This window comes from Alicyclobacillus herbarius DSM 13609 (assembly GCF_000430585.1).
Classification (GTDB): domain Bacteria; phylum Bacillota; class Bacilli; order Alicyclobacillales; family Alicyclobacillaceae; genus Alicyclobacillus_G; species Alicyclobacillus_G herbarius.
Window position 1 is genome coordinate 128,062 of the sequence record NZ_AUMH01000005.1, and the last position, 22,772, is coordinate 150,833.

The 22,772-nt window shown below is 53.9% G+C and carries 20 protein-coding genes and 1 pseudogene; 17 read left to right on the forward strand and 4 right to left on the reverse strand.

Features of this window, described 5'->3' with window-relative positions; all coding sequences use genetic code 11:
* The first annotated feature begins 114 nt into the window (after positions 1–114).
* From H522_RS0105010 to H522_RS0105030, 5 genes are all read left to right on the forward strand, one after another.
* The gene (locus H522_RS0105010; RefSeq protein ID WP_026961465.1) at positions 115–1,401 is read left to right on the forward strand and encodes an alpha-L-fucosidase; all 1,287 of its coding nucleotides are present in this window, start codon (positions 115–117) and stop codon (positions 1,399–1,401) included.
* Between the two features lie 211 nt (positions 1,402–1,612).
* The gene (locus H522_RS17715) at positions 1,613–2,896 is read left to right on the forward strand and encodes an ABC transporter substrate-binding protein (RefSeq protein ID WP_051343915.1); all 1,284 of its coding nucleotides are present in this window, start codon (positions 1,613–1,615) and stop codon (positions 2,894–2,896) included.
* A 108-nt stretch (positions 2,897–3,004) separates the two neighbouring features.
* Entirely contained in the window at positions 3,005–3,934 is a 930-nt protein-coding gene (locus H522_RS17720; protein ID WP_035452667.1) for a carbohydrate ABC transporter permease, read from the forward strand.
* The gene (locus H522_RS0105025) at positions 3,921–4,769 is read left to right on the forward strand and encodes a carbohydrate ABC transporter permease (RefSeq protein ID WP_026961466.1); all 849 of its coding nucleotides are present in this window, start codon (positions 3,921–3,923) and stop codon (positions 4,767–4,769) included. Before H522_RS17720 ends, H522_RS0105025 begins: the two co-directional genes overlap by 14 nt.
* Before the next feature lie 46 nt (positions 4,770–4,815).
* Positions 4,816–6,807, forward strand: a complete 1,992-nt coding sequence (locus H522_RS0105030; RefSeq protein ID WP_026961467.1) for an alpha-amylase family protein — start codon at positions 4,816–4,818, stop codon at positions 6,805–6,807.
* Between the two features lie 67 nt (positions 6,808–6,874).
* On the opposite strand, the gene H522_RS0105035 is transcribed toward H522_RS0105030, so the two are convergent.
* Entirely contained in the window at positions 6,875–7,870 is a 996-nt protein-coding gene (locus tag H522_RS0105035) for a LacI family DNA-binding transcriptional regulator (protein ID WP_035452670.1), read from the reverse strand.
* A 101-nt stretch (positions 7,871–7,971) separates the two neighbouring features.
* On the opposite strand from H522_RS0105035, the gene H522_RS0105040 reads away from it, so the two are divergent.
* From H522_RS0105040 to H522_RS0105080, 8 genes are all read left to right on the forward strand, one after another.
* Positions 7,972–8,763 (forward strand): SDR family NAD(P)-dependent oxidoreductase, encoded by a 792-nt coding sequence (locus H522_RS0105040; RefSeq protein ID WP_026961469.1) that lies wholly within the window; start codon positions 7,972–7,974, stop codon positions 8,761–8,763.
* Positions 8,760–9,602 (forward strand): amidohydrolase family protein, encoded by an 843-nt coding sequence (locus tag H522_RS0105045; protein ID WP_026961470.1) that lies wholly within the window; start codon positions 8,760–8,762, stop codon positions 9,600–9,602. The genes H522_RS0105040 and H522_RS0105045 overlap by 4 nt, the downstream gene beginning before the upstream one ends.
* Before the next feature lie 187 nt (positions 9,603–9,789).
* On the forward strand, positions 9,790–10,176 hold the full coding sequence (rbsD, locus tag H522_RS0105055; RefSeq protein ID WP_026961472.1) for a D-ribose pyranase: 387 nt from the start codon (positions 9,790–9,792) through the stop codon (positions 10,174–10,176).
* 33 nt (positions 10,177–10,209) lie between these two features.
* Positions 10,210–11,220, forward strand: a complete 1,011-nt coding sequence (locus H522_RS0105060) for a zinc-binding alcohol dehydrogenase family protein (RefSeq protein WP_026961473.1) — start codon at positions 10,210–10,212, stop codon at positions 11,218–11,220.
* A gap of 57 nt (positions 11,221–11,277) precedes the next feature.
* Complete coding sequence (locus tag H522_RS0105065; RefSeq protein ID WP_035452674.1) at positions 11,278–12,060, forward strand: SDR family NAD(P)-dependent oxidoreductase; 783 nt, start codon at positions 11,278–11,280, stop codon at positions 12,058–12,060.
* 45 nt (positions 12,061–12,105) lie between these two features.
* On the forward strand, positions 12,106–13,263 hold the full coding sequence (locus tag H522_RS0105070) for a UxaA family hydrolase (RefSeq protein ID WP_026961475.1): 1,158 nt from the start codon (positions 12,106–12,108) through the stop codon (positions 13,261–13,263).
* 37 nt (positions 13,264–13,300) lie between these two features.
* Complete coding sequence (locus H522_RS0105075; RefSeq protein WP_035452677.1) at positions 13,301–13,630, forward strand: UxaA family hydrolase; 330 nt, start codon at positions 13,301–13,303, stop codon at positions 13,628–13,630.
* On the forward strand, positions 13,618–14,553 hold the full coding sequence (locus H522_RS0105080; protein ID WP_026961477.1) for a UxaA family hydrolase: 936 nt from the start codon (positions 13,618–13,620) through the stop codon (positions 14,551–14,553). Before H522_RS0105075 ends, H522_RS0105080 begins: the two co-directional genes overlap by 13 nt.
* A 434-nt stretch (positions 14,554–14,987) precedes the next feature.
* Here the strand turns inward: H522_RS0105080 and H522_RS0105085 are convergent, their stop codons facing one another.
* On the reverse strand, positions 14,988–15,944 hold the full coding sequence (locus H522_RS0105085; RefSeq protein WP_026961478.1) for an aldo/keto reductase family protein: 957 nt from the start codon (positions 15,942–15,944) through the stop codon (positions 14,988–14,990).
* A gap of 417 nt (positions 15,945–16,361) precedes the next feature.
* Between H522_RS0105085 and H522_RS17725 the strand changes: the two genes are divergently transcribed.
* Positions 16,362–17,576 (forward strand): ArnT family glycosyltransferase, encoded by a 1,215-nt coding sequence (locus H522_RS17725; RefSeq protein WP_162143481.1) that lies wholly within the window; start codon positions 16,362–16,364, stop codon positions 17,574–17,576.
* Between the two features lie 139 nt (positions 17,577–17,715).
* Here the strand turns inward: H522_RS17725 and H522_RS0105095 are convergent, their stop codons facing one another.
* Both H522_RS0105095 and H522_RS17730 read right to left on the reverse strand, forming a co-directional pair.
* Positions 17,716–18,636: a ketopantoate reductase family protein gene (locus H522_RS0105095; protein ID WP_026961479.1), complete on the reverse strand. Its 921-nt coding sequence runs from the start codon at positions 18,634–18,636 to the stop codon at positions 17,716–17,718.
* 179 nt (positions 18,637–18,815) lie between these two features.
* A complete protein-coding gene (locus H522_RS17730) occupies positions 18,816–19,214 on the reverse strand; it encodes a hypothetical protein (protein WP_026961480.1) in 399 nt (132 codons plus the stop codon).
* A gap of 348 nt (positions 19,215–19,562) precedes the next feature.
* Here H522_RS17730 and H522_RS17735 point away from each other — a divergent pair.
* From H522_RS17735 to H522_RS17740, 3 genes and pseudogenes are all read left to right on the forward strand, one after another.
* Positions 19,563–20,760, forward strand: a pseudogene (locus H522_RS17735) (YhgE/Pip domain-containing protein).
* 367 nt (positions 20,761–21,127) lie between these two features.
* Positions 21,128–21,496: a hypothetical protein gene (locus H522_RS0105115; RefSeq protein WP_026961482.1), complete on the forward strand. Its 369-nt coding sequence runs from the start codon at positions 21,128–21,130 to the stop codon at positions 21,494–21,496.
* A gap of 268 nt (positions 21,497–21,764) precedes the next feature.
* On the forward strand, positions 21,765–22,472 hold the full coding sequence (locus H522_RS17740; RefSeq protein ID WP_051343917.1) for a TetR/AcrR family transcriptional regulator: 708 nt from the start codon (positions 21,765–21,767) through the stop codon (positions 22,470–22,472).
* Positions 22,473–22,772: the final 300 nt, after the last annotated feature.

Consider the following 22,772-nt stretch of genomic DNA (forward strand, 5'->3'; position numbering starts at 1 on the left):
GGAGAACAGGAGGTAAAGCCTCCTGTTTTTTTATCCACCAAATAGTCTATACAATCTTGCAAATCATCTCGGGAGCGGATATGATAACGTTAACAACACTTCGGGAGGGGTCATATGTACAATTGGCCGCCGAATTATGGGAATCCGGAATGGTTTGTTCAGGATCGATTTGGCTTGTTCATTCATTGGGGGCTTTACTCGCTAGCTGCTCGTCACGAATGGGTCATGAGCCGCGAAAAGATTTCACCTGAGGCGTACATGAAGTATTTCTATCACTTTAATCCGGACTTGTTTGACCCGAAGCTTTGGGCGAAGACGGCCAAGGAAGCGGGAATGAAGTACATGGTGGTTACAACCAAACACCATGAAGGGTTTGCTCTTTGGGACTCGAAAGTAACCGATTACAAGGTAACAAATACGCCGTATGGGCAAGATGTCATTCGAGTGCTTGTGGACGCGTTTCGCGAGCAAGGATTGAAAATTGGATTCTATCATTCGCTGATCGACTGGCACCACCCTGACTTTCCGGTGGATGGTTTTCACCCCCTGCGTGAAGATGAGAGCCGAAGTGATCAATCGACGAATCGTCGTATCGAGCATTATGCGCAGTTTCTCAAGGCACAAGTGAAAGAGTTGCTGTCCAATTACGGCAAGATTGATTACATGTGGTTTGACTTTTCCTATCCAGACCGAAACTGGGGCTGGTCAAAAGGAAAGGGAAGAGAGGATTGGCAGTCCGAAGAGCTTGAGAAAATGGTGCTTGAGCTTCAACCCGATATCATCTTGAATGACAGGCTTGACCTTCATCGAGGGGTTGTGACCCCCGAACAAGTTCAACCTCAGGGGACGGTGGTTCGGGACGGTCAGCCAGTGATTTGGGAGGCTTGTCAAACCCTTAACGGGAGCTGGGGGTATGACCGGGACAATCTAGACTGGAAATCTCCCGAATTGGTCGTAAAGATGCTTGTCGACACCGTTTCCAAAGGCGGTAATTTGTTATTGAATGTGGGGCCGAATGGACGCGGTGAATTCGACGAGACGTCGGTAGAAATACTTCGTTCGATTGGGAAGTGGATGCGTCTGCACGGACGTTCCATCTATGGCTGTGGCAAAAGCGACTTCGAGCCACCGAGTGACTGCCGATATACACAAGCGGGAAAACGACTATACTTACACATCTTCTCGTGGCCGTATCGGCACATTTACCTGAAAGGGCTGGCCGGCAAGGTCACATATGCACAATTTCTTCATGACGCCTCCGAGGTGAAAATTCTCGATATGGATGCGAGCAGTCCTCATTCGCACACGTCTCCTGAGTACGTACCGGATTCTCTTGCCTTGGAAATCCCGGTTCGGAAACCTAACGTTCTCGTGCCGGTAGTTGAGTTGTTTCTAAGGTAATGGTTGATAGTGGACAGTGCTGATCGTGTTGACTCATCAGTTACAAACGCTGCATCGTAAAACAAATGAAACAGAGTCGTATCGGTACTCCATGTTAACGGTAACTTCCTCAGGTTTGTGAACCGAGTCTTTAAAGCGTTTTGGTTTTATCATTGATTACCACCACTTATTGGGACTTTGAGAAAACATGGTTCATTTAGGGGGGTATTTTATGTCGAACGCAAAGTGGTGCACCACTGGGGTTGCAATTGCATCCATGTTGACACTGTTAGCGGGGTGCGGAGGAAATGCTTCCACATCTCAAAATGCGTCGGGCACGGGCACAAAAACTTCGACGAACAACAAGTCGGTAACCCTGACTTGGTTTATGTGGAGCGGCAGTGAAGCGGAAACAAAAAAGTGGCAGCAATTGGCGGCTGACGTGACAAAAAAGTACCCAAATATCCATGTGAAACTCCAAACTGCCAGTTGGGCAGATTATTGGACAAAACTACAGACAGAGATGGCCAGTGATACGTTGCCAGACATCATTTCATTACAAAGCCTTCGGACACCAGGATTTGGATCCGCTTTTCTGCCGCTGGATGATTATATAAAGAAAGATCCTTCGATTCAAATCGACGACTTTAATCAATCTATCCTGAAAGCGCTCCAGTATCAAGGAAAACAAGTAGCCCTGCCGTATGATTTTGGGCCCGAAATGATTTTCTATAACAAAACGTTATTTAAAAAGCATCATGTTCCGTTTCCATCGACTAACTGGACATGGAGCGAATTTCAAAAGGACGTCAAGGAACTCAGTAGTGACGGCGACTATGGATTTGTGAATAACGGGGTTCCAGACAGTTGGCTGCCGTTTGTGCTTTCCAACGGGGGCGACTACCTAACTTCCGATGGAAAATACGACTTTACCAATTCAAAATTAGAGGATACGGTTCAGACACTAGCCGACTTTACAAAGAATCACCAAGCACCGCAAATGGTCTCCACCAATGATTCGAACTGGACCGTCGAGCAGTGGGAATCTGGAAAGGTTGCCATGGTTGTCGACGGTCCATGGGACATTATTAACTATACCCAAACGGTGAAATTTCCGTTCGGTGTAGCTCCGATTCCGTCCGGTAGCAACGGTAGTACATCTGTCACGGCTGGCTCCGGGTTTGGGATCTCGAAGGACTGTAAAGACCCAGAGGCTGCATTTAAGGCCATCTCCGTAATCACGAGTACAGACTCACTCAAGATTTTGGGTCAAGCCGGCAGAGCTTATCCGGCACGTGAATCTGCGCGCGATTCCTACTATCATGGACCGACCACTCAGTTCAAATCCGCTTTAAGCTACGCCGTAGATCACTCTCAATGGTATCGCATTACGGATACATGGAATCAGGCGAACGATATTATCAGCAAAGCCATGATTCCAATCTTCAATGGTCAAACCCCAGTAAAGGAGGGGATGCAACAAATCCAAGATCAGCTGACGAATCTTCAGCAATAAGGCAGGATTGATGGCTCTCTTCCAGAAAAACGCGGTTGTACACGTAACCGCGTTTTTCTGGGGGTTATTCCGAACTCTCTAAATAGATAGAGTCTCGGGGGTGGTTACGTGGTAGACAATGCCGTTAGTCTGTCGGTTCACACCAACACGCGAGTACGGAAACGCCGTTCAGCGGCTAGAGTTGCGTTTTGGTTTCTGTTGCCGAATTTGATTGGTTTCATATGCTTTACTCTGCTGCCGATTGTCATGGCGCTCGGTTTGAGTTTGTTTAAATGGTCGTTGACAAGTCCACCTGAGTTTGTCGGCTTGAGCAACTACGTCACGTTGTTTGCGCATGACGTTCTGTTCGGACAGGTGCTCTTCCATACTGTCTATTACGTGGTCGTATATGTTTCCTTGAACCTCGTTGTCTCTCTATCTTTTGCGGTCTGGCTAAACCGAAAGATCAAAGGCATACAGGTGTTTCGGGCTGTATTGTTCTTGCCCGTACTTGTTCCGCCGGTTGCGATCTCGATGGTATGGCAGTGGCTTTACAATCCAGAATACGGGCTCATCGACTCGGTCCTGAAATCTCTTGGGTTGTCGGGACCGAATTGGTTAGGTAATGAACACTGGGCAATGCCAGCCCTTGTCCTTATGTCGGTCTGGGAACAGTTTGGATACAACATGCTAATCTTTTTGGCTGGTCTACAATCGGTCTCTAGGGATTTATTGGAAGCTGCCGCGATTGACGGGGCTGGCCGTTGGAGGAGGTTTTGGAGAATTCAACTTCCGATGATATCTCCGTCCGTCTTTTTTGGGATGGTCATGACGTTGATAACGTCATTTCAGACCTTTGACCAGGTTTTTGTCTTAACCAATGGGGGCCCAGGAGACGCCACCGATGTTTTGGGGCTATACATCTACAATAACGCGTTTAATTACTTCAAGATTGGGTATGGCTCAGCCATAGCTGTTGTCATGTTCTTCATCATCATGATTGTGACCATGATTCAGCTCCGTTTGCAAAAAAGGTGGGTTCATTATGAGGCGAGTTAGCAGTCGGATGTTGCATTCCACCGTGTTGAACACCATCAATTATGTCTTTTTAACAGCGGCTTGCGTGGTCATTGCGATACCTTTTCTCTGGATGTTTGCTACCTCCCTCAAACCCGACTCGGAAGTTTTTAGCATCCCCTTGAAATGGATTGGGTCCCATTTGCAGTGGACCAATTACACGCGGGCGGTTCAATTCTTCCCATTCGGTCGCTTTGTGTTTAACGATCTTTTGGTATCGGTTCTCGGGACCTTGCTAACACTCATTACCTCGAGTTTATCGGCATACGCTTTCTCGCGATTAAACTTTAAGAGTCGCGACCAAATATTTGCGGCTTATCTTCTGACATTGATGGTTCCTCAGCAGGTCATCGTGGTACCTATGTTCCTCCTGATGAAGTATATCGGTTGGGTCAATACCTATTGGGCGTTAATCTTGCCCTGGGCATTTACAGCATTCGGGACGTTTCTAATGCGTCAGTTCTACATGACGATTCCTTTCGAACTGGATGAGGCGGCCAGAATCGACGGCTGCTCTCACTTTCGGATCTATTGGCGGATTATTCTACCATTAGCCAAGCCAGGATTCGCGGCTTTGGCCGTATTTACGTTTATCAGTTATTGGAACAACCTGTTGTGGCCCTTAATTGTTACAAACGACAAGTCGAAATTCACACTCCCCCTGGGACTGCAGGCTTTTCACGGCCAATACGGGACACAGTGGAACCTGTTAATGGCTGGCGCTGCCTTGGCCGTGGTACCAAGTTTGATTGTTTATTTAGTCGCCCAGCGATACATCGTAGAGGGCATCTCGTTTAGTGGACTCGGAGGGCGATAGGAACACGTAACCCATTCCTATACAAGCATTTGGAGGCGGATAACGAATGATGAATGCAAAAACTCGTTTACCATTCCGGCAAATCCACTTAGACTTTCATACCAGTCCGGATATACCCGGTGTTGCGAAAGATTTCGATCCGGAAGCCTTTGCCGAGACACTGAGAAGAGCACATGTCAATTCGATAACATGTTTTGCCCGATGCCATCATGGCATGTTGTATTACGATTCCAAACGTTTTCCGGAACGCGTACATCCTCATTTGCAGAACCGAAATCTCCTTGGTGAACAAATCGAAATTGGTCATAAATACGGGATTCGAGTTCCGGTATATATCACCGTGCAGTGGGATCATTACACAGCAACCGAACACCCTGAGTGGTTGGCGATAGATGGCGAAGGGCGTATTCAAGGAACACCTCCATTTGAGGCTGGGTTTTACCGACACCTATGCGTGAATACACCATATCGGGATTTTCTGAAGGCCCAAACGGAAGAAGTTCTACAGATGTTTGATGTGGATGGGATATTCTTTGACATTGTAAAGGTTGAAGAGTGTGCGTGTAAATACTGTCGAGAAGGGATGCTCAAGGCTGGGTTGGATCCGGATAAAAAGGCGGATCGACTGCGATATGCTCAGCAGATGATAGACGATTTTAAGCGGGATATGACCGCGTTCGTACGCAGTTTGAACTCGGAGTGCGACATTTTCTACAACCAGGGTCATGTAGGACCGGCGGAGCGCAAGACAGCGGAGGCATACACTCATTTTGAACTGGAATCACTCCCAAGTGGCCACTGGGGATATCTTCATTTCCCCATTGTCATGAGGTATGCGCGAACGCTTGGACTGGACTGTGTAACTCATACAGGAAAATTCCATACTGCGTGGGGAGACTTTCACTCGTTTAAGAATAAGGAAGCTCTGGAGTTTGAGTGTTACAGCATGTTGGCGTTGAATTCCAAGTGTCTTGTCGGGGATCAACTCGAGCCCAATGGAAGATTATCAAATCCTGTGTACGAATTGATTGGAGCGGTTTACTCCGAGGTGGAGAAAAAGGAACCGTGGTGTGAGGATGCTGTAGCTCTCACGGATATTGGCGTTTTCACGCCCGAGGAGTTTATCGGTGCAAGCTCACAGTATATGCCACCGGATATAATCGGGGTAACTCGCATACTTCAAGAGAGTGGTCATCAGTTCGACATACTAGACAGTCATTCAGACCTGTCCAACTATAAAGTATTGGTTCTGCCAGATCGGATCACGGTGAATGAATCATTTGCACGTAAACTCAGGGAGTTCTTGTCCAACGGTGGGTCCATCATCGCCTCTTACGAATCTGGACTTAATCCGGAAAAATCCCACTTCATGCCTGAATTTGGTTTGGAACTTGTAGGTCCTGCTCCCTACAGTCCCGACTTTCTAATTCCGAGCGAAATCATTGGGAAAAACCTTCCGAAGACTGAACACGTCATGTATTTACGCGGCTTGGAGGTGAAACCTGTACGTGCCGAAGTTTTGGCGGAGGTTGCGGTTCCTTATTTTAACCGTACCTGGCAGCACTTTTGTTCACATCTTCATACCCCGTCGAGTGGAAGAATTGGGTATCCGGGCGTGTTGCGGTCGGGGCGCGTCATTTACTTTGCGCATCCTATCTTTAGACAGTACGATAAAAATGCGCCCAGGTGGGTGAAACAGGTGTTCCTTGATGCCTTAAATCTCGTCTTACCCGAGCCCCTGGTTCGCCATAATGGTCCGAGTACCATGATGATTACCTTAAATCAACAAACCGACAAGAATCGAGACATCCTACACCTGTTGCATTACATTCCAGAACGCCGGTCTAAAGATATTGATGTTATCAACGATGTAATCCCGCTGTATGATGTGGCCGTCTCAATTCGTGACCGTGGAACTGTCCAAAGTGTCACTTGTGTTCCCGAAGGAGTCAACCTACCGTTTCGCCAAGAGAATGGCCGTGTGCTTTTTACCGTGCCTCGTGTCGAGGGTCATCAAATGATATGTCTACAGTATTGAAAGAAAATTGAAGGAAAACGTATGTAAGAGTATTGATAAATGAAGACGGGACAGTTGGCCCAGGCGTTCACCGGGGACGCCCGGATGAACGCCTTATGGCGATTTCCGGCTTGAGGACCATTTTGCGAGGGTCGATGGCGTGTCCTTTGAGCCTATCCATCAAAGACTGCATGGCCAAAGATCCGATGTTGTACGAGGGCTGCTTGGCTGTGGTAAAGAACTCTTCCGGAAAGGAAATGATGTCGTCGAAGCAGACCATCGCAAAGTCGTCCGGAACACGCACTCCGCGTCGAGCCAGTCCTTTGTAGATTTCCATGGCCATAAAGTTGGACACGGCAAACACGGCCGTAGGTGGATGTGACAAATCCCACCAGGTGTCAACCAGATACTGTTGCGACACACTCTTGTATGTACATTCGGTCAGGTATTCTTTCGAAAATGTCAATCCATAGTCACGCAACGCATCCTGATACCCTTTGAGACGATCGCGGCCGGTAGAAGTCCGTAGATTCGTTACAATGGCAATGTATTTGTGCCCTAATTCAATCAGGTGTCGGACGAGTTGATAGCTTCCATAATAGCTGTCTCCGCAAATCACGTCGGCAGCGATTCCTGGAACCTCTCGGTCGACACACACAAAAGGGATTTGGAACTCTTCGATGGTTTGCAGGTTGGTTTTGGAGGCGTCGCCGGACGGGGCGATGATGATGCCGTCGACGCGCATGGAAATGCACATTTCGACGTATTCGCGTTCCTTTACAGGATCTTCATCGCTGTTGCAGAGGATAACGTGGTAGCCAAGCTCGCGTGCGGTGTCCTCTGTCCCGCGTGCAACCAGGGTGAAGAACGGATTAGTGATGTCGGGTACGATGAGGGCGACAGTTTTTGTCTCTTGCACGACCAGACTGCGTGCGAGCCGGTTCGGGACGTAATGAAGTTCTTTCATCGCTTTAAGAACACGTTGACGCGTTTCTTCGCGGACATATCCAGATCCGTTGATGACCCGCGAGACCGTCATCGGCGATACCTTGGCACGCTTTGCGACATCTTGGATGTTGGGCACCGATATTCCCCCTAATTCAGACGCTAGCGTCAATATCTTATCAGTTTTCAGTTGTCTAGTATATCGTAAAGATGATATCGTTAACACATGGGGGTGTACTCATGAGGCGACTGGCGAACAAGGTTGCCGTCATCACCGGGGCTGGCAGCGGAATTGGGCAGGCAGCCGCCGTCCAGTTTGCGAAAGAAGGAGCCAAGGTCATGGTCGTCGACCTCCGGGCCGATGCGGCTAAAGAAACGGTAGCAAAAATAAAGGAGAGTGGCGGAGTCGCACACTCGGTCGTGTGCGATGTTTCCCGGGCAAAGGATGTAAAGCGGGTGATTGATGAGACCCTCGCTGCGTTTGGGCGGATCGATATCTTGTTCAATAATGCGGGAATTGTACTGCCGAAGTTTATTGAGGAAATCGAGGAAGATGAGTGGGATCACCTATTTGCCGTCAATGTGAAAGGATACTTCTTATTCATTAAGTACGCACTTCCTTATATTCGCGCGACAAAGGGAAGTATCATCAACATGGGTTCCATGACTGGATTGGCCGGACAAAAGCGGAATCCAGCCTACAGTGCGACGAAAGGCGCCGTTGCGGCACTGACGCGAAGCCTTGCCATTGATCTGGCGCCGGAGGGGATCCGCGTTAACTCCATCTGTCCGGCGGGGGTGTTGACCCCGCTCTTGGAAAAGTGGTTTGCAGAGCAGGACAATCCGGAAGAGTTCCGGCGTGGTCAGGACTTGTCGCATATGCTCGGCCGCACGGCACGACCGGAGGAAATCGCCAGTGTAGCGGTGTTCCTGGCCAGTGAAGAAGCGTCGTTCATTACCGGACAGTCGATCCCGGTCGAAGGTGGAGCTACTATCGGCTATGGTGTGGGGCCAAAGGCGGAATGGCAATGAGGATTGATGCGCATCAACACTTTTGGCGTCTTGATCGGGGTGACTATGGGTGGCTTAAGCCGAGCATGAAAACACTCTATCGCGACTTTTTGCCCGACGACTTATTGCCTCTCTTGAAGAGGTGTGGAATCGACGGGACGGTCGTCGTGCAGGCGGCGCCAACCGTGGCGGAAACCGAGTTTTTGCTGCAACTTGCCGAGTTGACTCCGTTTATCGTGGGCGTGGTCGGCTGGTTGGACCTGGGTTCCGAAAGATTCCTCCAGGACTTTCAACGACTACGTCGGAATCGAATGTTCGTCGGGATTCGGCCGATGCTGCAAGACTTACCGGAGGATGACTGGATTTTACAAGAAACCGTTGTGAGGAACATCTGCGTGCTTGCAGATGAAGGGTTCCCGCTCGACCTTTTGATTTTTCCTAGACACCTACCATACATTCTGGAACTCTTGCGGCAGGTGCCCCACTTGCGCGCGGTGGTGGATCACTTAGCGAAGCCGCACATCAAAGACCAGATCTATGAACCATGGTGCTCACAGATGTCAGAAATCGCAAATTATCCGAATGTATACTGTAAAGTGTCCGGTATGGTCACAGAGGCAGATCCAGATTCCTGGACGCCAGCCGACCTGAAACCCTATGTGGAGTGCGTTGTGAAGGCTTTTGGCGCCAAGCGTCTCCTGTTTGGCAGTGACTGGCCAGTCTGTACGACGGTCGCCAGCTATGAAAAGGTTTACGAGACAACGTTGAGCTTGCTCACGTCTGTCTTATCACCTGAACAGGTAGATTGGGTATTCGGTGAGAATGCGGGTGCATTTTATCGATTGGAGACGGTGCGATGACAACGTGGGAATATTTCATTATAACGGACGAAAGTCGCCTGCCAGAACTCGGACGCGATGGGTGGGAGCTAATTAGTGTGAGAACGACCCAGGATGGCGTGAAGTTATACCTCAAACGCCCTCGTCCATCACTGCGGGACCAGATCACCCTGGAACAGCGGGATCGGATGGTAAAGGGGGAGGTGCGGTGAAACGCGGCGGAATCTTAAACCCGAATCTATTATCTCTACTCGCGCACATGGGACACACCGACTATCTGACCATCGCCGACAGGGGGTTCCCGATACCAAGTCAACAACCGCGGGTTGACCTTAGTCTTGTCGACGACATTCCGACTGTGCCGGATGTCCTGAAAGCGATTCACCAGGAGTTTGTCATTGACCGCATCATTATCACGGAGGAGATGCAGACTTTCAGCCCGGAGCGGGTGCAGCTGCTTCGTCACATGTTTCCTGGGCTGCGGATGGATACCGTAACTCACCTGGAACTGAAAAGCCTTTGCGCGGAAGGCAAGGGTGCCGTCCGAACCGGAGACACCTGTCCTTATGCGAATCTTATCGTAGTGTCCGGATGATTGCTATAAATCCGTCAAAGGATGTGACCCGTTATGAAGCGTGTTGTCTGTCGCGAACCGGGCGTATTGCAAATCGAAGCGGCCGCCGTACCGGAACCGAATCCGGGCGAGGCCCTGGTGCGCATCCGCCGGGTGGGGGTGTGCGGGACGGATATTCACGCGTACCGTGGGCGCCAGCCGTTTGTGAGCTACCCGCGGGTGTTTGGCCACGAGTTGGCTGGCGAAGTGGTATCGGTCCATGGAGACGGGGAGTGGCGGCCTGGGGAGGCGGTCACCATCCTCCCGTACCTGTCTTGTGGGAAGTGTGTGGCCTGCCGTACGGGGAAGCCGAACTGCTGTACAGAGCTGCAGACGTTTGGCGTGCACGTGGACGGCGGGATGCAGGAGTATATCACGATGCCGGTGCAGTACCTGGTCAAGGGCGGATCGCTCAGCCTGGATGAACTGGCTGTCGTGGAGTGCCTGGCCATCGGCGCGCATGCGGTGTGGCGGGCGAAGGTGCGTCCGGGTGAGCACGTGTTGGTCGTGGGGGCAGGCCCCATTGGGCTCGGCGTGATGAGGTTTGCCAAATTGGCGGGCGCAACGGTCATTGGGATGGACACGAACGAGGCCCGTTTGGCATTCAGTCAACGCTGGGCAGGGGTAGACCAGATTGTCCAGCCGGGGCGGGCGGCGAGGACCCAGCTGCTTGAGTGGACAGGGGGAGACAACCCCGCCGTCGTGTTCGATGCGACGGGCAACGTGCAATCCATGGCGTCGGCGCTGAGTTACCTTGCCCACGGCGGCCGGCTGGTCTATGTGGGGCTGGTTCAAGACAACGTTCCCTTACCCGATCCGGAGTTTCACAAACGCGAGGCGATGCTTCTTGCGTCCCGCAATTCGACGCGGGAGGACTTTCGGCGGGTTATGGAGGCTATCGCTGGCGGCCAGGTTGAGGTGTCAACCTTTATCACCCACCGGGCCGGACTGAATGAAGTCGTGGACCGATTTGATGCCTGGACCCGGCCCGAGACGGGGGTCATCAAGGCGATGGTGGAAGTATGAGCCGCAGCGGCGGGGCTCGTGCCGCAACTTACATACCGATGAGAAAGGGTGACTGAAATGCCAGGTGATCGATTGCTGAATAAGGTTTGCCTGATTACTGGGGCGGGCAAGGGAATCGGTGCCGCGTCGGCGCGGAAGTTTGCCGAAGAAGGGGCCATCGTCGAGATTGGGGATGTGGACGAGCAAAGTGGGCGCGAGACTGCAGCGGCGATTGTCGCGCAGGGTGGGCGTGCCGAGTTTACCCAGGTAGACGTAACCGATGAGGATTCGGTGCAGAGCTGGGTGGACAGCGTGCTCACTCGCCACGGGCGGATTGACGTACTGTTCAACAACGCCGGCATCAGCGCCGTAGGGGAGCTGCACAATGTCTCGCGGGAGCTGTGGGATAGGGTGCTGGCGGTCAACGTAACCGGACCGTATCTCGTCGCAAAGGCCGTCGTGCCGGTAATGATGCGGCAGAAGTCTGGATCAATCATCAATATGTCGTCGTGCATTGCCGAGATTGGTCTCGCGCAGCGGGCCGCCTATGCGGCCACGAAAGGGGCCATGTTGGCGATGACGAAGTCGATGCAGGTCGACTACGCCCCTTACGGGATTCGCGTAAACGCCTTGCTACCGGGCACCATCTATACCCCGTTTGTTGAAGACTATCTCAAGCGCTCCTATGACGATCCGGCCGTAGCCATTGAAGGATTAAAGCGCCGACAGCTGGGTGGAGAGTTGGGAACGCCGGAGGACGTGGCGTACGCGGCACTGTATCTCGCATCGGACGAGTCGAAGTACGTGCTTGGCAGCGGGCTGGTGGTGGACGGCGGAGTGACCGGTGGAAAATCGGTCTGAATCGGCGGGGAAATCTCGTGTACTGAAGCGGAAGGGTGACATCTATTGCAGATTCTTGGCTACCTGCGCCCCGACGGACGCGTCGGGGTGCGCAATCACGTGTTGGTCCTGCCGGTGTCCTATGAAGTAAATGCGATTGCGGAACAAATCACGCGGACGGTGCCGGAGGCGGTGACGTTTCGCAATCAGCACGGGGTGAACCAAGCGGGAGCGGACCTCGCCCAGACCTTGCGTGTGTACGAAGGGTTTGCCACCCATCCCAACGTCTACGCCGTTCTGATTCTCGCTTGGGGACACGAGCCGTACGACCTACACAAACTCAAGGCGGCGGCCCGGGCGGCCGGAAAGCCGGCCGAATTACTCGTGCTCACCGAGATGGGGGGCGTGCGGCGCGCCCTGCGCGAGGGAATCCAGTGGGTGAGCACACAGGTAGAAGCGCGTGCGGGGGTTCAACGCGTCGAAGTCCCCCTTGCCTCCATCATCTTAGGTACCGAATGCGGGGGATCTGACGCTTGTTCTGGCATTTCCGGTAACCCAGCCCTCGGTGTGGTCAGCGATTTGCTCGTCGAGCAGGGCGGGACGTCCATTTTGGCGGAGACCACGGAGCTCATCGGCGCGGAGCACCTGTTGGCCGAAAGAGCGGCGACCCCAGAGATTGGCCGGCAGATTTTGCACATCGTCCAGCGCTTAGAGGAGAACGCGATGAAGATGGGGGTCGACATCCGTGGGGCGCAGCCGTCGCCTGGCAACATGGATGGCGGTATCACCACCATCGAGGAGAAGAGCCTCGGCTGCATTTATAAAGGCGGATCGACCCCAGTTCGGCAGGTGGTCGAGTATGCCGAACGACCGACGGAGCGAGGGCTGGTCATCATGGACACGCCTGGACACGACATTGAGCAGATGACCGGCATGGTGGCGGGCGGGGCGCAGGTGGTCATCTTCACCACCGGACGCGGGACCCCGACCGGATCGCCCATTGCGCCTTGCATCAAGGTGGCGACCAACTCGTTCACCTACCACAACATGCGGGACAACATCGACTTCAACGCCGGGGTCATCATCGACGGGGAGGCGACTGTGGCGGAAACGGGCAGACGCTTGTTCGCGTTGATGCTTGAGGTGTTGAACGGGCGCGAGACGCAGGCGGAGAAGCTGGGCCACCGGGAGTTTGGGATCTATCGGGTGGGACAGAGCCTTTAAGAGGTCGCCCGCCAAGGTAAAAGAAAGGGAGAGTCGGATGGAGGCAAAACGGTGGATAATCCAAAATCCCAAGGATGACGTGGCCACGGCGGTGGCTCCGTTGTCCGCCGGGGAGACGATGGTGGATACGGAGCTGGGGGTAGAGGTCACCCTCGTGCAGGACATTCCGTTTGGACACAAATTTGCGCTGCATGACATCGCTCAGGGCGCGAAGGTGCATAAGTACGGCCAGGTGATTGGCCGCGCGACACAGGCGATAGCGGCGGGGGAACACGTGCACGTACATAACCTGGAGAGTTTGCGCGGCCGTGGGGATTTGCAACGGCAGGGAGACGGTAGTATGGAGGCGAAGTCATGCAGTCGGTAAGAGTGTTTCAACGGGACGACGGCAGTGTTGCGGTGCGCAATCATTTGTTTCTCTTGCCGGCGGTGGTCTGCGCGAACCAAGTGGCGATGGATGTGGCCCGCCGCAATCCCAGTTGCAAGTATATTGAACACCAGCACGGGTGCGCACAGATTGGCAAAGACCTGGTGCAAACGCAGCGTGTCTTTGCCAACTTGGCGGTTAGTCCGAACGTGTTTGCCAGTTTGTTTGTCGGGCTCGGGTGCGAAGGGATTCGCACCGGGGATCTGTTCGAGATGGTCCGCTCCCGCACACGCCGTCCGGTGGAGCTGGTAATGATTCAAGGCAGCGGCGGGACCCTGGCGGCCCAGGCCAAGGTGGAGGCGTGGGTGCGAGGGCACGAGGCGGCCATGGACTCGTTGACCCGGTCGGATGGGAGCTGGGATCAACTTACGGTGGGTCTCTTGTTCGACGATCCGTCGGGGTCCTCGTCGCCACCGGCGGTGAGCGAGTTTTTGCAGCGCATGCTGGCCTTGGGAGTACGGGTGGTCGTGCCTGAAGGTGGGCCGGTGATGAGCGAGCTCGGCGATGCGCCGACGCGCATTGCGCATGGGGAGCAGGCCACAGCGAAAGTCAGCGTGATGACGGGCGGATCGAACCTATTGGAGACGGCGACCGGTCTGACGGCGGCCGGCGCCCACTTTATCGTTCACTTTGCGAACCAGCCGCACGCGTTTGGCAATCCGCTCGTGCCGCTGATTCGATTTGCGGTTGCGGAAACGGTATATGCGACGTTTCAGGATGACTTTGACGGACGGATTGTGGATACAGGCGATGTGGAGCAAGCCCTGGTGCGGGTGCGGGAGATTGTCGAAGGCAGGCTCGCGGCAGCCGAGGAGCTGGGGCTCGACGACTTTGCCCTGTACCGGATTGGGCCGACGGTCTAAGAGAGGATGTCCAAAAAGGGTCAAATAGTGTTGGGTAAGCTGCGCTAGAAGTCCGAGTTGGTCAAAGCAGGCCACTGTGGAATCATCGCTTTGTGCTCGAGTGCGGGCCAATGCCCGGCAAGCCTCTTGATACCCCTGCTGGTAATCAGCGACGCGACGTTTGGGGTTATCGATTTACGGCCAGTTGGTGGGGATGCTCGACATAGACCTACAGCCGGTAATGGTTGGTCTGCCTTCCTTGGAGGTTCGGGCGAAGCAAGTGAGACTTATCGCCGACGCGTATGGGGCTGTATCTAGGACTGGTGCAGGCTATGTACCGGCCTGTCAGTCGATACGGCGCGTCAGCCGGTCCAACGTGTACCCGTACGGGCTGTGACTCCGTACGGGCCATACGGCTGTCCGCGCCGAAGTACACCGAAGTACAGAGAGACGCGTTATTCTTCCAGAATGGCGTCAATCTTCTCCAGGGTGGCTTCGTCCAACTTCAATCCGGACGCCTTCACGTTTTCGGCCACTTGCTCCGGTCGGGAAGCACCAATCAGGGCCGAGCTGACGCTTGGGAGTCGCAGCACCCAAGCGAGGGCCAATTGGGCCAAGGAGTAGCCGGCTTCATTGGCAACCTCAATCAGTTTTTCAACCTTGTCCAGATAGGCGTCGGTCAGGTACTTCTGGATGGAGCGGTTGACCTTTTCAGTGGTCGCGCGCGAGTCACTGGGCAGAGCCGATCCTTTCCGATACTTGCCGGTCAGCACGCCCTGGGCGAGCGGTGACCAGACAACCTGTCCGATGCCCGCGGTGTCGCAAACCGGGATCACGGCCGTTTCAATTTTCCGGTTGAACATGCTGTACTCTGGCTGGCTAACGACAAACTTGTGCAGATTCAGCTCCTTTTGCAACTGAATCGCTTCGGCAATCCGTTCAACAGGCCACTCGCTAAATCCGATGTACAGGACTTTGCCTTGCCGCACTAAATCGTCCAGCGCCCGCAGCGTTTCTTCGAGGTCTGTCTCTGGGTCAAACCGGTGGCAATAAAAGATGTCGACGTAGTCGGTGTTCAGTGCCCTCAGGCTCTGCTCAACCTGCGAGAAGATGTGTTTGCGGCTGAGCCCTCGGTCGTTGACACCCTCGCCGACTGGCCAGAACGCCTTGGTGGTCAGGACGTAGCTGTCGCGGCGGTAGGGCCTAAGCGCCTGGGCCAATACTTCTTCGGCAGCGTGTGGGGTGGCCCCGTACATGTTCGCGCAGTCAAAATGGTTGATGCCTTGCTCGTACGCCTCTTTGACACAGGCGATGGCTTTTTCCTGTTCCGTGACGGTTCCATACGTGAGCCAGCTGCCAAGCGCAATCTCCGAGACTTTAACCCCACTCTTCCCGAGGCGGCGATATTCCATGTTTGATCCTCCTGTCTGGTCAGCATTGTTTGACGAATCAACCAACAAAGATTATACCGTTCACGCGCCGCAAAGTGAAAGAAATCCGCGAAAACCCACGAGTAATCGGAGGCGGCTTGGATACCCAGAGGCACCTGCCGGTAGGGAAATGGCACGGCTTGAACCGGACGATGGTTCATGGTATATGGATTACATAAAATGGAACGCGACGAAATCATGGAGCGAGATTCATAGAGCGGTGTTCATACGACGGAGATTACGAAAGGACGGGACGTGGTGGCTTTTGCCTCGGTTTTAAGGAATGCAACCGCTTTGGAGGATGTATGTGGCTCTAGGAGAAGACTTGATGTCTCGCGGCAGATGATACTCTGGTTAATAGGTATTAACCTCGTGCTCCGAGGGGCTTGGCTCATCTATATGCATCCACCGCAAACGTCCGACTTTCTCTACTACTATCGGCATGCGGTGGAGCTGTATCGGGGCCAGGGATTTATCAATCACGGGCATGTGTCCGCGTTTTGGCCCATCGGCTACCCATTCTTCTTGTCGCTGGTCTTTCACCTGACCGGGCCCCACGTATGGGTTGGGTTGATTCTGCAAGCCTTTCTCTCTACTGCTACAGTTGTACTGATTTATCTGCTCGTGCTGGCGGTGGGCGGAGGGCAAACTGCTGCCGTAGCGGGGGCGCTGGGTTACACCATACTGCCCACCCAGATTGCCTGGAACAGCGTGCTGGGCACCGAGGAACTATGCATGTTTCTGATTGTCCTGTCCTTGTTCCTGTATGTACGGTATGCGGAAACCTCCCGCTGGCTTACCGGGTTGGCCGGACTCATGATGGGACTGGCCTGCGACGTCCGGGAAATCACCGTCTTGTTCCCGGTAGTGTTATTCGTTGTTGAATCCGTCCGCTGCCGCGGTCGGTGGCTGGAGGCCGGCCGCCGTGTATTCATCTTCACCGTCTGCATGTACGCCGGTATCGCCCCGGTAACCATCCGTAACGCCCTGGTGATGCACCACTTCATCCTTGTCTCGCTCAATGGCGGGCAGAACTTGTGGCAGGGTCTACACAGCAACGGCAGCTACTATTGGTCGAACGATCCGTCCGTCAATCCGATTCTTCGCGGTGGCAGCAACGAGTACCTGCGCGACAAGATTGGCAAGGAGGTGTTCATTCAATATGCGCTGCACCACCCGTGGCGGATGGTCGTCAATGGTCTAAAAAAGATGGGCGACTTGTACCGCTATGACCAAAGCGTCTACTACTTTTTTCATGCCGTCGGGATGCCGGGATGGAGCGGCCCTTTGTATCCGTTGGCGGCCCGAGTGAGCACTTGGTTTTACCGCGTGTGGATGTTGGTGGCCCTGTTTGGCGCCTGCAGCCTGCTGCGCTGGAGGCATCTCATAGCTTCTGACCGCATACTGATTCCCATTGCGTATATCGTCTACAACACTGGGTTGATGTCGGTGTTTCCAGCTTGGGACAGGTTCCGGATGCCGATGATGCCCGAGTGGGCGGTGTTGTTTGGTCTCGGCACGGCGGTCCTGCTGTCCGCACGTCGTAATCGCAATCGGCGCGAGGTCCAGCCGAAGACCGGGCCGGAGGCCGACCAGAAGCTAGACACACGGTAGAGGAGCGGACCAGACCCCAATGCCGTCGAGGTGGCACCATCAGAAAGATGAACTTGCTCGCCTGTGGCTATTTTAGGATAGGCCAAGGCCCAAAGAGAGGCCCGTGCCGCTGGCTGGTCGGACGGTCGGGCGGATTGGGTCAGGTCGGCATGCTTTCCAAGGTATGAATCATGCGCAGCAGCACCTCGTTGACGGGCGTCGGTATGCCGTACCTGCGCCCGAGTTGACAAACGGTCCCGGCCAGGTAGTCGACTTCCGTTTTGCGTCCGGCCTCAACGTCTTGCAGCATTGAGGTCTTGCCCTCCGGCGACAACGCCATAAGCACCGGATGGAATCGCTCGATGTCCTGTTCAGTCAGGTGAACTCCCACCGCTTCCGATAGCGTGATCACTTCGCGCATCGCGGCTTCCATCACCTGGCGTGCCTCACGCTGCGTTTGAAATACGCCATAGGGCGCGCGGAGCACGGCAGAGGTCTGATTGATGCCGACGTTAATCATGAATTTCCACCACATCGTTCGGCGCATGTCTTCCGGGACTTCATACGGGATCTGGGCCCGATCGAATAAGTCGCACACGGCCTGGACCTGAGGCGATACAACTTGGTTGTTCGCCTCGCCGAAGCAGACACGCCCAAACGTGCTGTAGGTCACCGCCGTGCCCTGTCGCAGCGCATCAATCTCTACGCACATTCCGTACAACACCTTGTCCATCCCAAACACAGAGCCCAGCATTTCCTCGCTGGAAATCCCGTTCATGAGCGAAAGGATGATGGTGTCTGGGCCCACATGATGCTTGAGGCTTTGTATTGCGTCCGCCAGGCCGTCGTACTTCACGGCCACAAGCACAAGGTCGGCCGGCGGAACCGGTTCATCCGGCGTCACATAGTGGAAGTCGAAACGCTCGCCGTTGACGAATACCCCTTCCCGCCTGTACCGCTGAATTCGCGCTTCGTCTGCGATGATGCACAGACACTCTGGATCCATCCTATGCAGTTTCGCGGCATAGGCAGCGCCGATGGCGCCAAGGCCAATCAGTGCAACCTGCTGAATACGGCGCATATGTAGAGACCTCCTGTCCCATTCGACATGGATCGAGAGACCTGATATCCATGATGGTATCACGAAACCAGAAGGTGCAGGAGAAAAAAACCGGGGGAAGGACTCGAAATCTCACTTCCCCCGCGTGTCAACTCACGAAAAAATCTAACCGAACCAGTATCGGATCACTCAGTTAAAAATCATACTATCTGACCCTCTTTCCTAGGCAGTTGCGGGAAGGGTTCAGGTGGCGTAGCTGTAATGGCTCCATCGGGTCCAAGACGCAGGAGCGTTTCCAGCTGATGATGGATTTGCAGAGGATTCAGCTGGCATGCCCAAGCCGCCCAGGCGTGTTGGACGTCCGTAGACAGTATGTCCCGTTCTAAGAAGCGCTGGAGTGGCGTACGGGCCTCGTCAAACCATTTGCGAACCTTGCTTCCTTCTCGCCGTTTCCGGATGATTTTGCGTATGGGCAGACAAGCGTTGGCGTAGACATCAAGCCATCCGTAGACCGTATTGAGCCAGTCTACAAGTTGGGGTGTATCGTAACGAGCGTAGCCCACAATCTCACGTACGAGGGCACGGTTTTTCTGCTCCACATGGACATTGTCGTTCTTTTTGTAGGGGCGGCTGCGGGTAAACTGCAGGCCGCGCTGCTTGGTGAACTGGAGTTAGGAAGCTCCGGAGCGAAGTCCCGGTGGATACCTACCATTGGGACGAGGATCGCCCTGGCGCATTGGAAATCGACCTGGTGGAACACAAGACGATCCCTTCGGTTAGATTTCGAGATGAGTGATCTCAATCCCTTTCGGTTAGATTTTAACCGAGTGATCGCGTTCGATTGACAGAGATGCATTACACTGTTTATGATGAGAGTGAGCACTCACTCAAGACCGTGGTGAGGGACGAACGCATACATATGACTTGACCATGGGGGTTTCAGTAAAATGTTAAGAAACCGACTCTTGTTTCTGACGCCGGTCATTGCTTTTGTCGTTGTATTCATTTTTTCGCTGGCATTATTTCCGTCCGTCCAGCCTCAACCGAAAAATTTACCTATCGCGATTGTGAATTTGGATCGAGGCGTAGAGATTCCTCAGCAGCCCAAAATGAACATGGGCCAAACAATGGTTGAGATGATGAAGAAATCGTCAGAGACTACACAAGGCAAAACCCCTGCGGTGAAGTGGGTGGAAGTAAAAAGTATCGAAGAAGTCCGAAAGGACTTGGATGATCAGAAGTATTATGGAGCACTCGTTATTCCGCAAGATTTCAGTGCCAAGCTACTGTCTTTGCGGACGGCAAATCCTGCTTCGCCTGAAGTACAAATCTATATCAATCAGGGCATGAATGCGGCGGCATCCACCATTGCGGGACAAATCTTAAATGGTGTAGTTGACCGCATGAACGGCAATATCCACACCCAGCTATTGCAGTGGTTTGCATCACGAGGTGCTACCGTGACCGTGAAACAAGCCTCGCATTTGGCGACACCCATTACGAAACAAGTGACCAATGTACACCCGATTGGAAAAAACAGTGCGAATGGAAACGCTCCTGTTTCCTTGTTCCAGCCATTATGGATTTCCACGTTGGCCAGTGCTGTCATCAGCTGTCATCAGCTTTAGGGCTGTGAGGAAAATATCGTTTCGCACGCGGAAACAAGACCTTGTGGCAAAACTCGGATATATTTCAGTGGGCGCGATGGCATCGCTGGTCATTGGGTTCGGACTCACCTGGTTGGCAGATGGAGTGGTTGGATTGAATATTCCTGATTTCACAGATACAGCGTTATTCTTGACCATTACATCCTTGGCCTTCTACTTGATGATTTCAGCTGTCCTCTTTTTGATTGGGTTTGCGGGTATTATTATATTTGTCCTCTTGCTCTTCTTTGGTGCACCATTATTGCCGCTGGCACCTGAGATGATGTCACCATTCTACAGAGACTGGATCTACTCGTGGCTGCCAATGCGGTTTATGGTAGAAGGTCTTCGACAAATCTTCTACTTTGGGAAAGGTCTGTCTTGGGATATCGTTTCTGTCCTTTTTTGGATTGGGCTCGTAAGTATGTTCATCATTTTTGCCACTGCTTTGAAACATAAAACAGGAAAGGGACATATCACCGAGGCAGACGTTTTCTAAACAACTCCGGAGTACACATCTTGGTTTATTCCGATTGTCATTGGCCACATGCCGGTTTGCAGAGCGTGCTGGAGCCATAGCCGTCTCAATTTGATGAAGCCGGCCCCAACTGTACTCGGAGGATGGTGCTTGCTACACGGCGTAAGCGTGACGGCTCGCATCCACCGTTTGGTGCACGGAAAAACGAGACCTTCTGTTGCCTCGCCCGGCCCCATCCCCGCCTGCTCGCTTTCCTGGAGTCGGCGAGGGATGACGGCTTTTTTGCGATGAGCTTGCAAAGCTGCCGGAAGCGGAGGTGTTTCGCGAGGTGCTCCAAACCTTTATGTCGCGGTACGGGAGAGCGGTATACGGGGAAATTTGATGTGGCATGTTTGCTGATGTGGCGTGTTTGCTGATGTGGCGTGTTTGCGCTGGCGCCAGACGCCGTCCGCGGTGGCGGCTTCTACGTCGTCTGCTGCACTGGTATCACATTGTTGCTGGACTGTGTGAACATCTTAAATACATCATGATCCGTCACTTTGGTGTGTATCGGGGCGCGCTGTTGGAGAAGGGGGAAGTGCTCGTCGGGCCGGGCGTGATGGTGGACGCCGCGACTGTCTTCTGGTTTTCGTTGGATGACTTGGCGGATGACTTGGCGCGTCTCCTAGACGGTGAGGGCCGCGGATGCGCGCTCTCGCGGCGTAGTGCAAGACCGCTTACGAGCACGATGCCCAGGGCACACCGCCGTGCGTCATGACAAGTGAGGACGAGATCCTGCACACCCATCGTCAACGTTCGGATCTGCCGCCCCACGCATTGCCCAGAACACGAGCTTCCGCTGGTGTGGCAGAGAGGCGTGCGCGCCTCGTCCGCCAGCCCGAGGAGGCACACCTGGAATCCGGCGACGGGTTGGTGACCCGCTTCACGGACCCGGCCTGGAACACGTTGTGCGTCGACGGAACACGAGATTTATTTAGACATCTTATCAGAGCCGGACGGAGTCGATCACGGTGGGGGTGGAGCGAATGTCTGAGTCCATTGAACAGTGGCTCGAAGAGCTGGTGCGGCTGCAGGACAACGACCGGGTGACGGAACGGCAATTGAAGGTTCTGCGTGCAGCGGTCGAGGTATTTGCCGAGAAGGGATTCACAGCGGCGTCCACGAGCGAGATAGCGGAACGGGCCGGGGTGGCCGAAGGGACCATTTTTCGTCACTACCGCACCAAGAAGGATTTGCTGTTGTCCATCGTCGGCCCGGTCATGGACGAGTTCGTCGCACCCTTTCTGTTGCGGGATCTGGACCCCCTGCTGTCCGCCTCGTACGAGCGGTATGAGGACTTTCTTCGAGCGGTGTTGAGCAACCGTCTCGCGTTTGCCGCCAAGTACGCGCCGGTGTTGCGCATCCTGCTGCAGGAGATTCCGTTTCACCCGGAACTGCAGGCCCGTCTGAAGGCAATTGTGAGCACGCGGGTCGCGGAGCGAATCCGGTGCGTCATCGAGTATTTCCAGGCACGCGGGGAAATTGCGCCGCTGCCGCCGGTCACTGTGATACGACTGACAGCCTCCGCGATACTGGGGCACGTCATCGCGCTGCACTTGCTGTTCCCGGAGGCGGCCTGGGACGATGCGCGGGAAGTCGAGGCCACTATTGGCTTTATCACTGCGGGTCTGCGGCCGCACGCCGGCTGCCAAGCCCCGAATCCAGATGGGTCAAAGTGCTCGCGTTCGCGCTGACCGCATCCGACCCGCAAGTAAAGCGGTTGGGCTCATGACCGCCAATAGATGGCCAATATCGGACATGTGCAAAGCGGTCGTCGGTTCGAATCTGACAGGTGGCTCCAGAAAAACCGTGTAACGGCGCGGAAAATGAGCGAGGCTCCGAAGCGATCGGAGCCACCGTCACTTTTAAATTTCCACGAAATCCTGGACAACGCCCAGACAATTTGATTTCCGTGTTAAATGGGAAAGAACCAAAGTACAGGGTGGTACAAGGGACTTTTCATAACGCAACAACTACGCTGTCCGACCACTCTA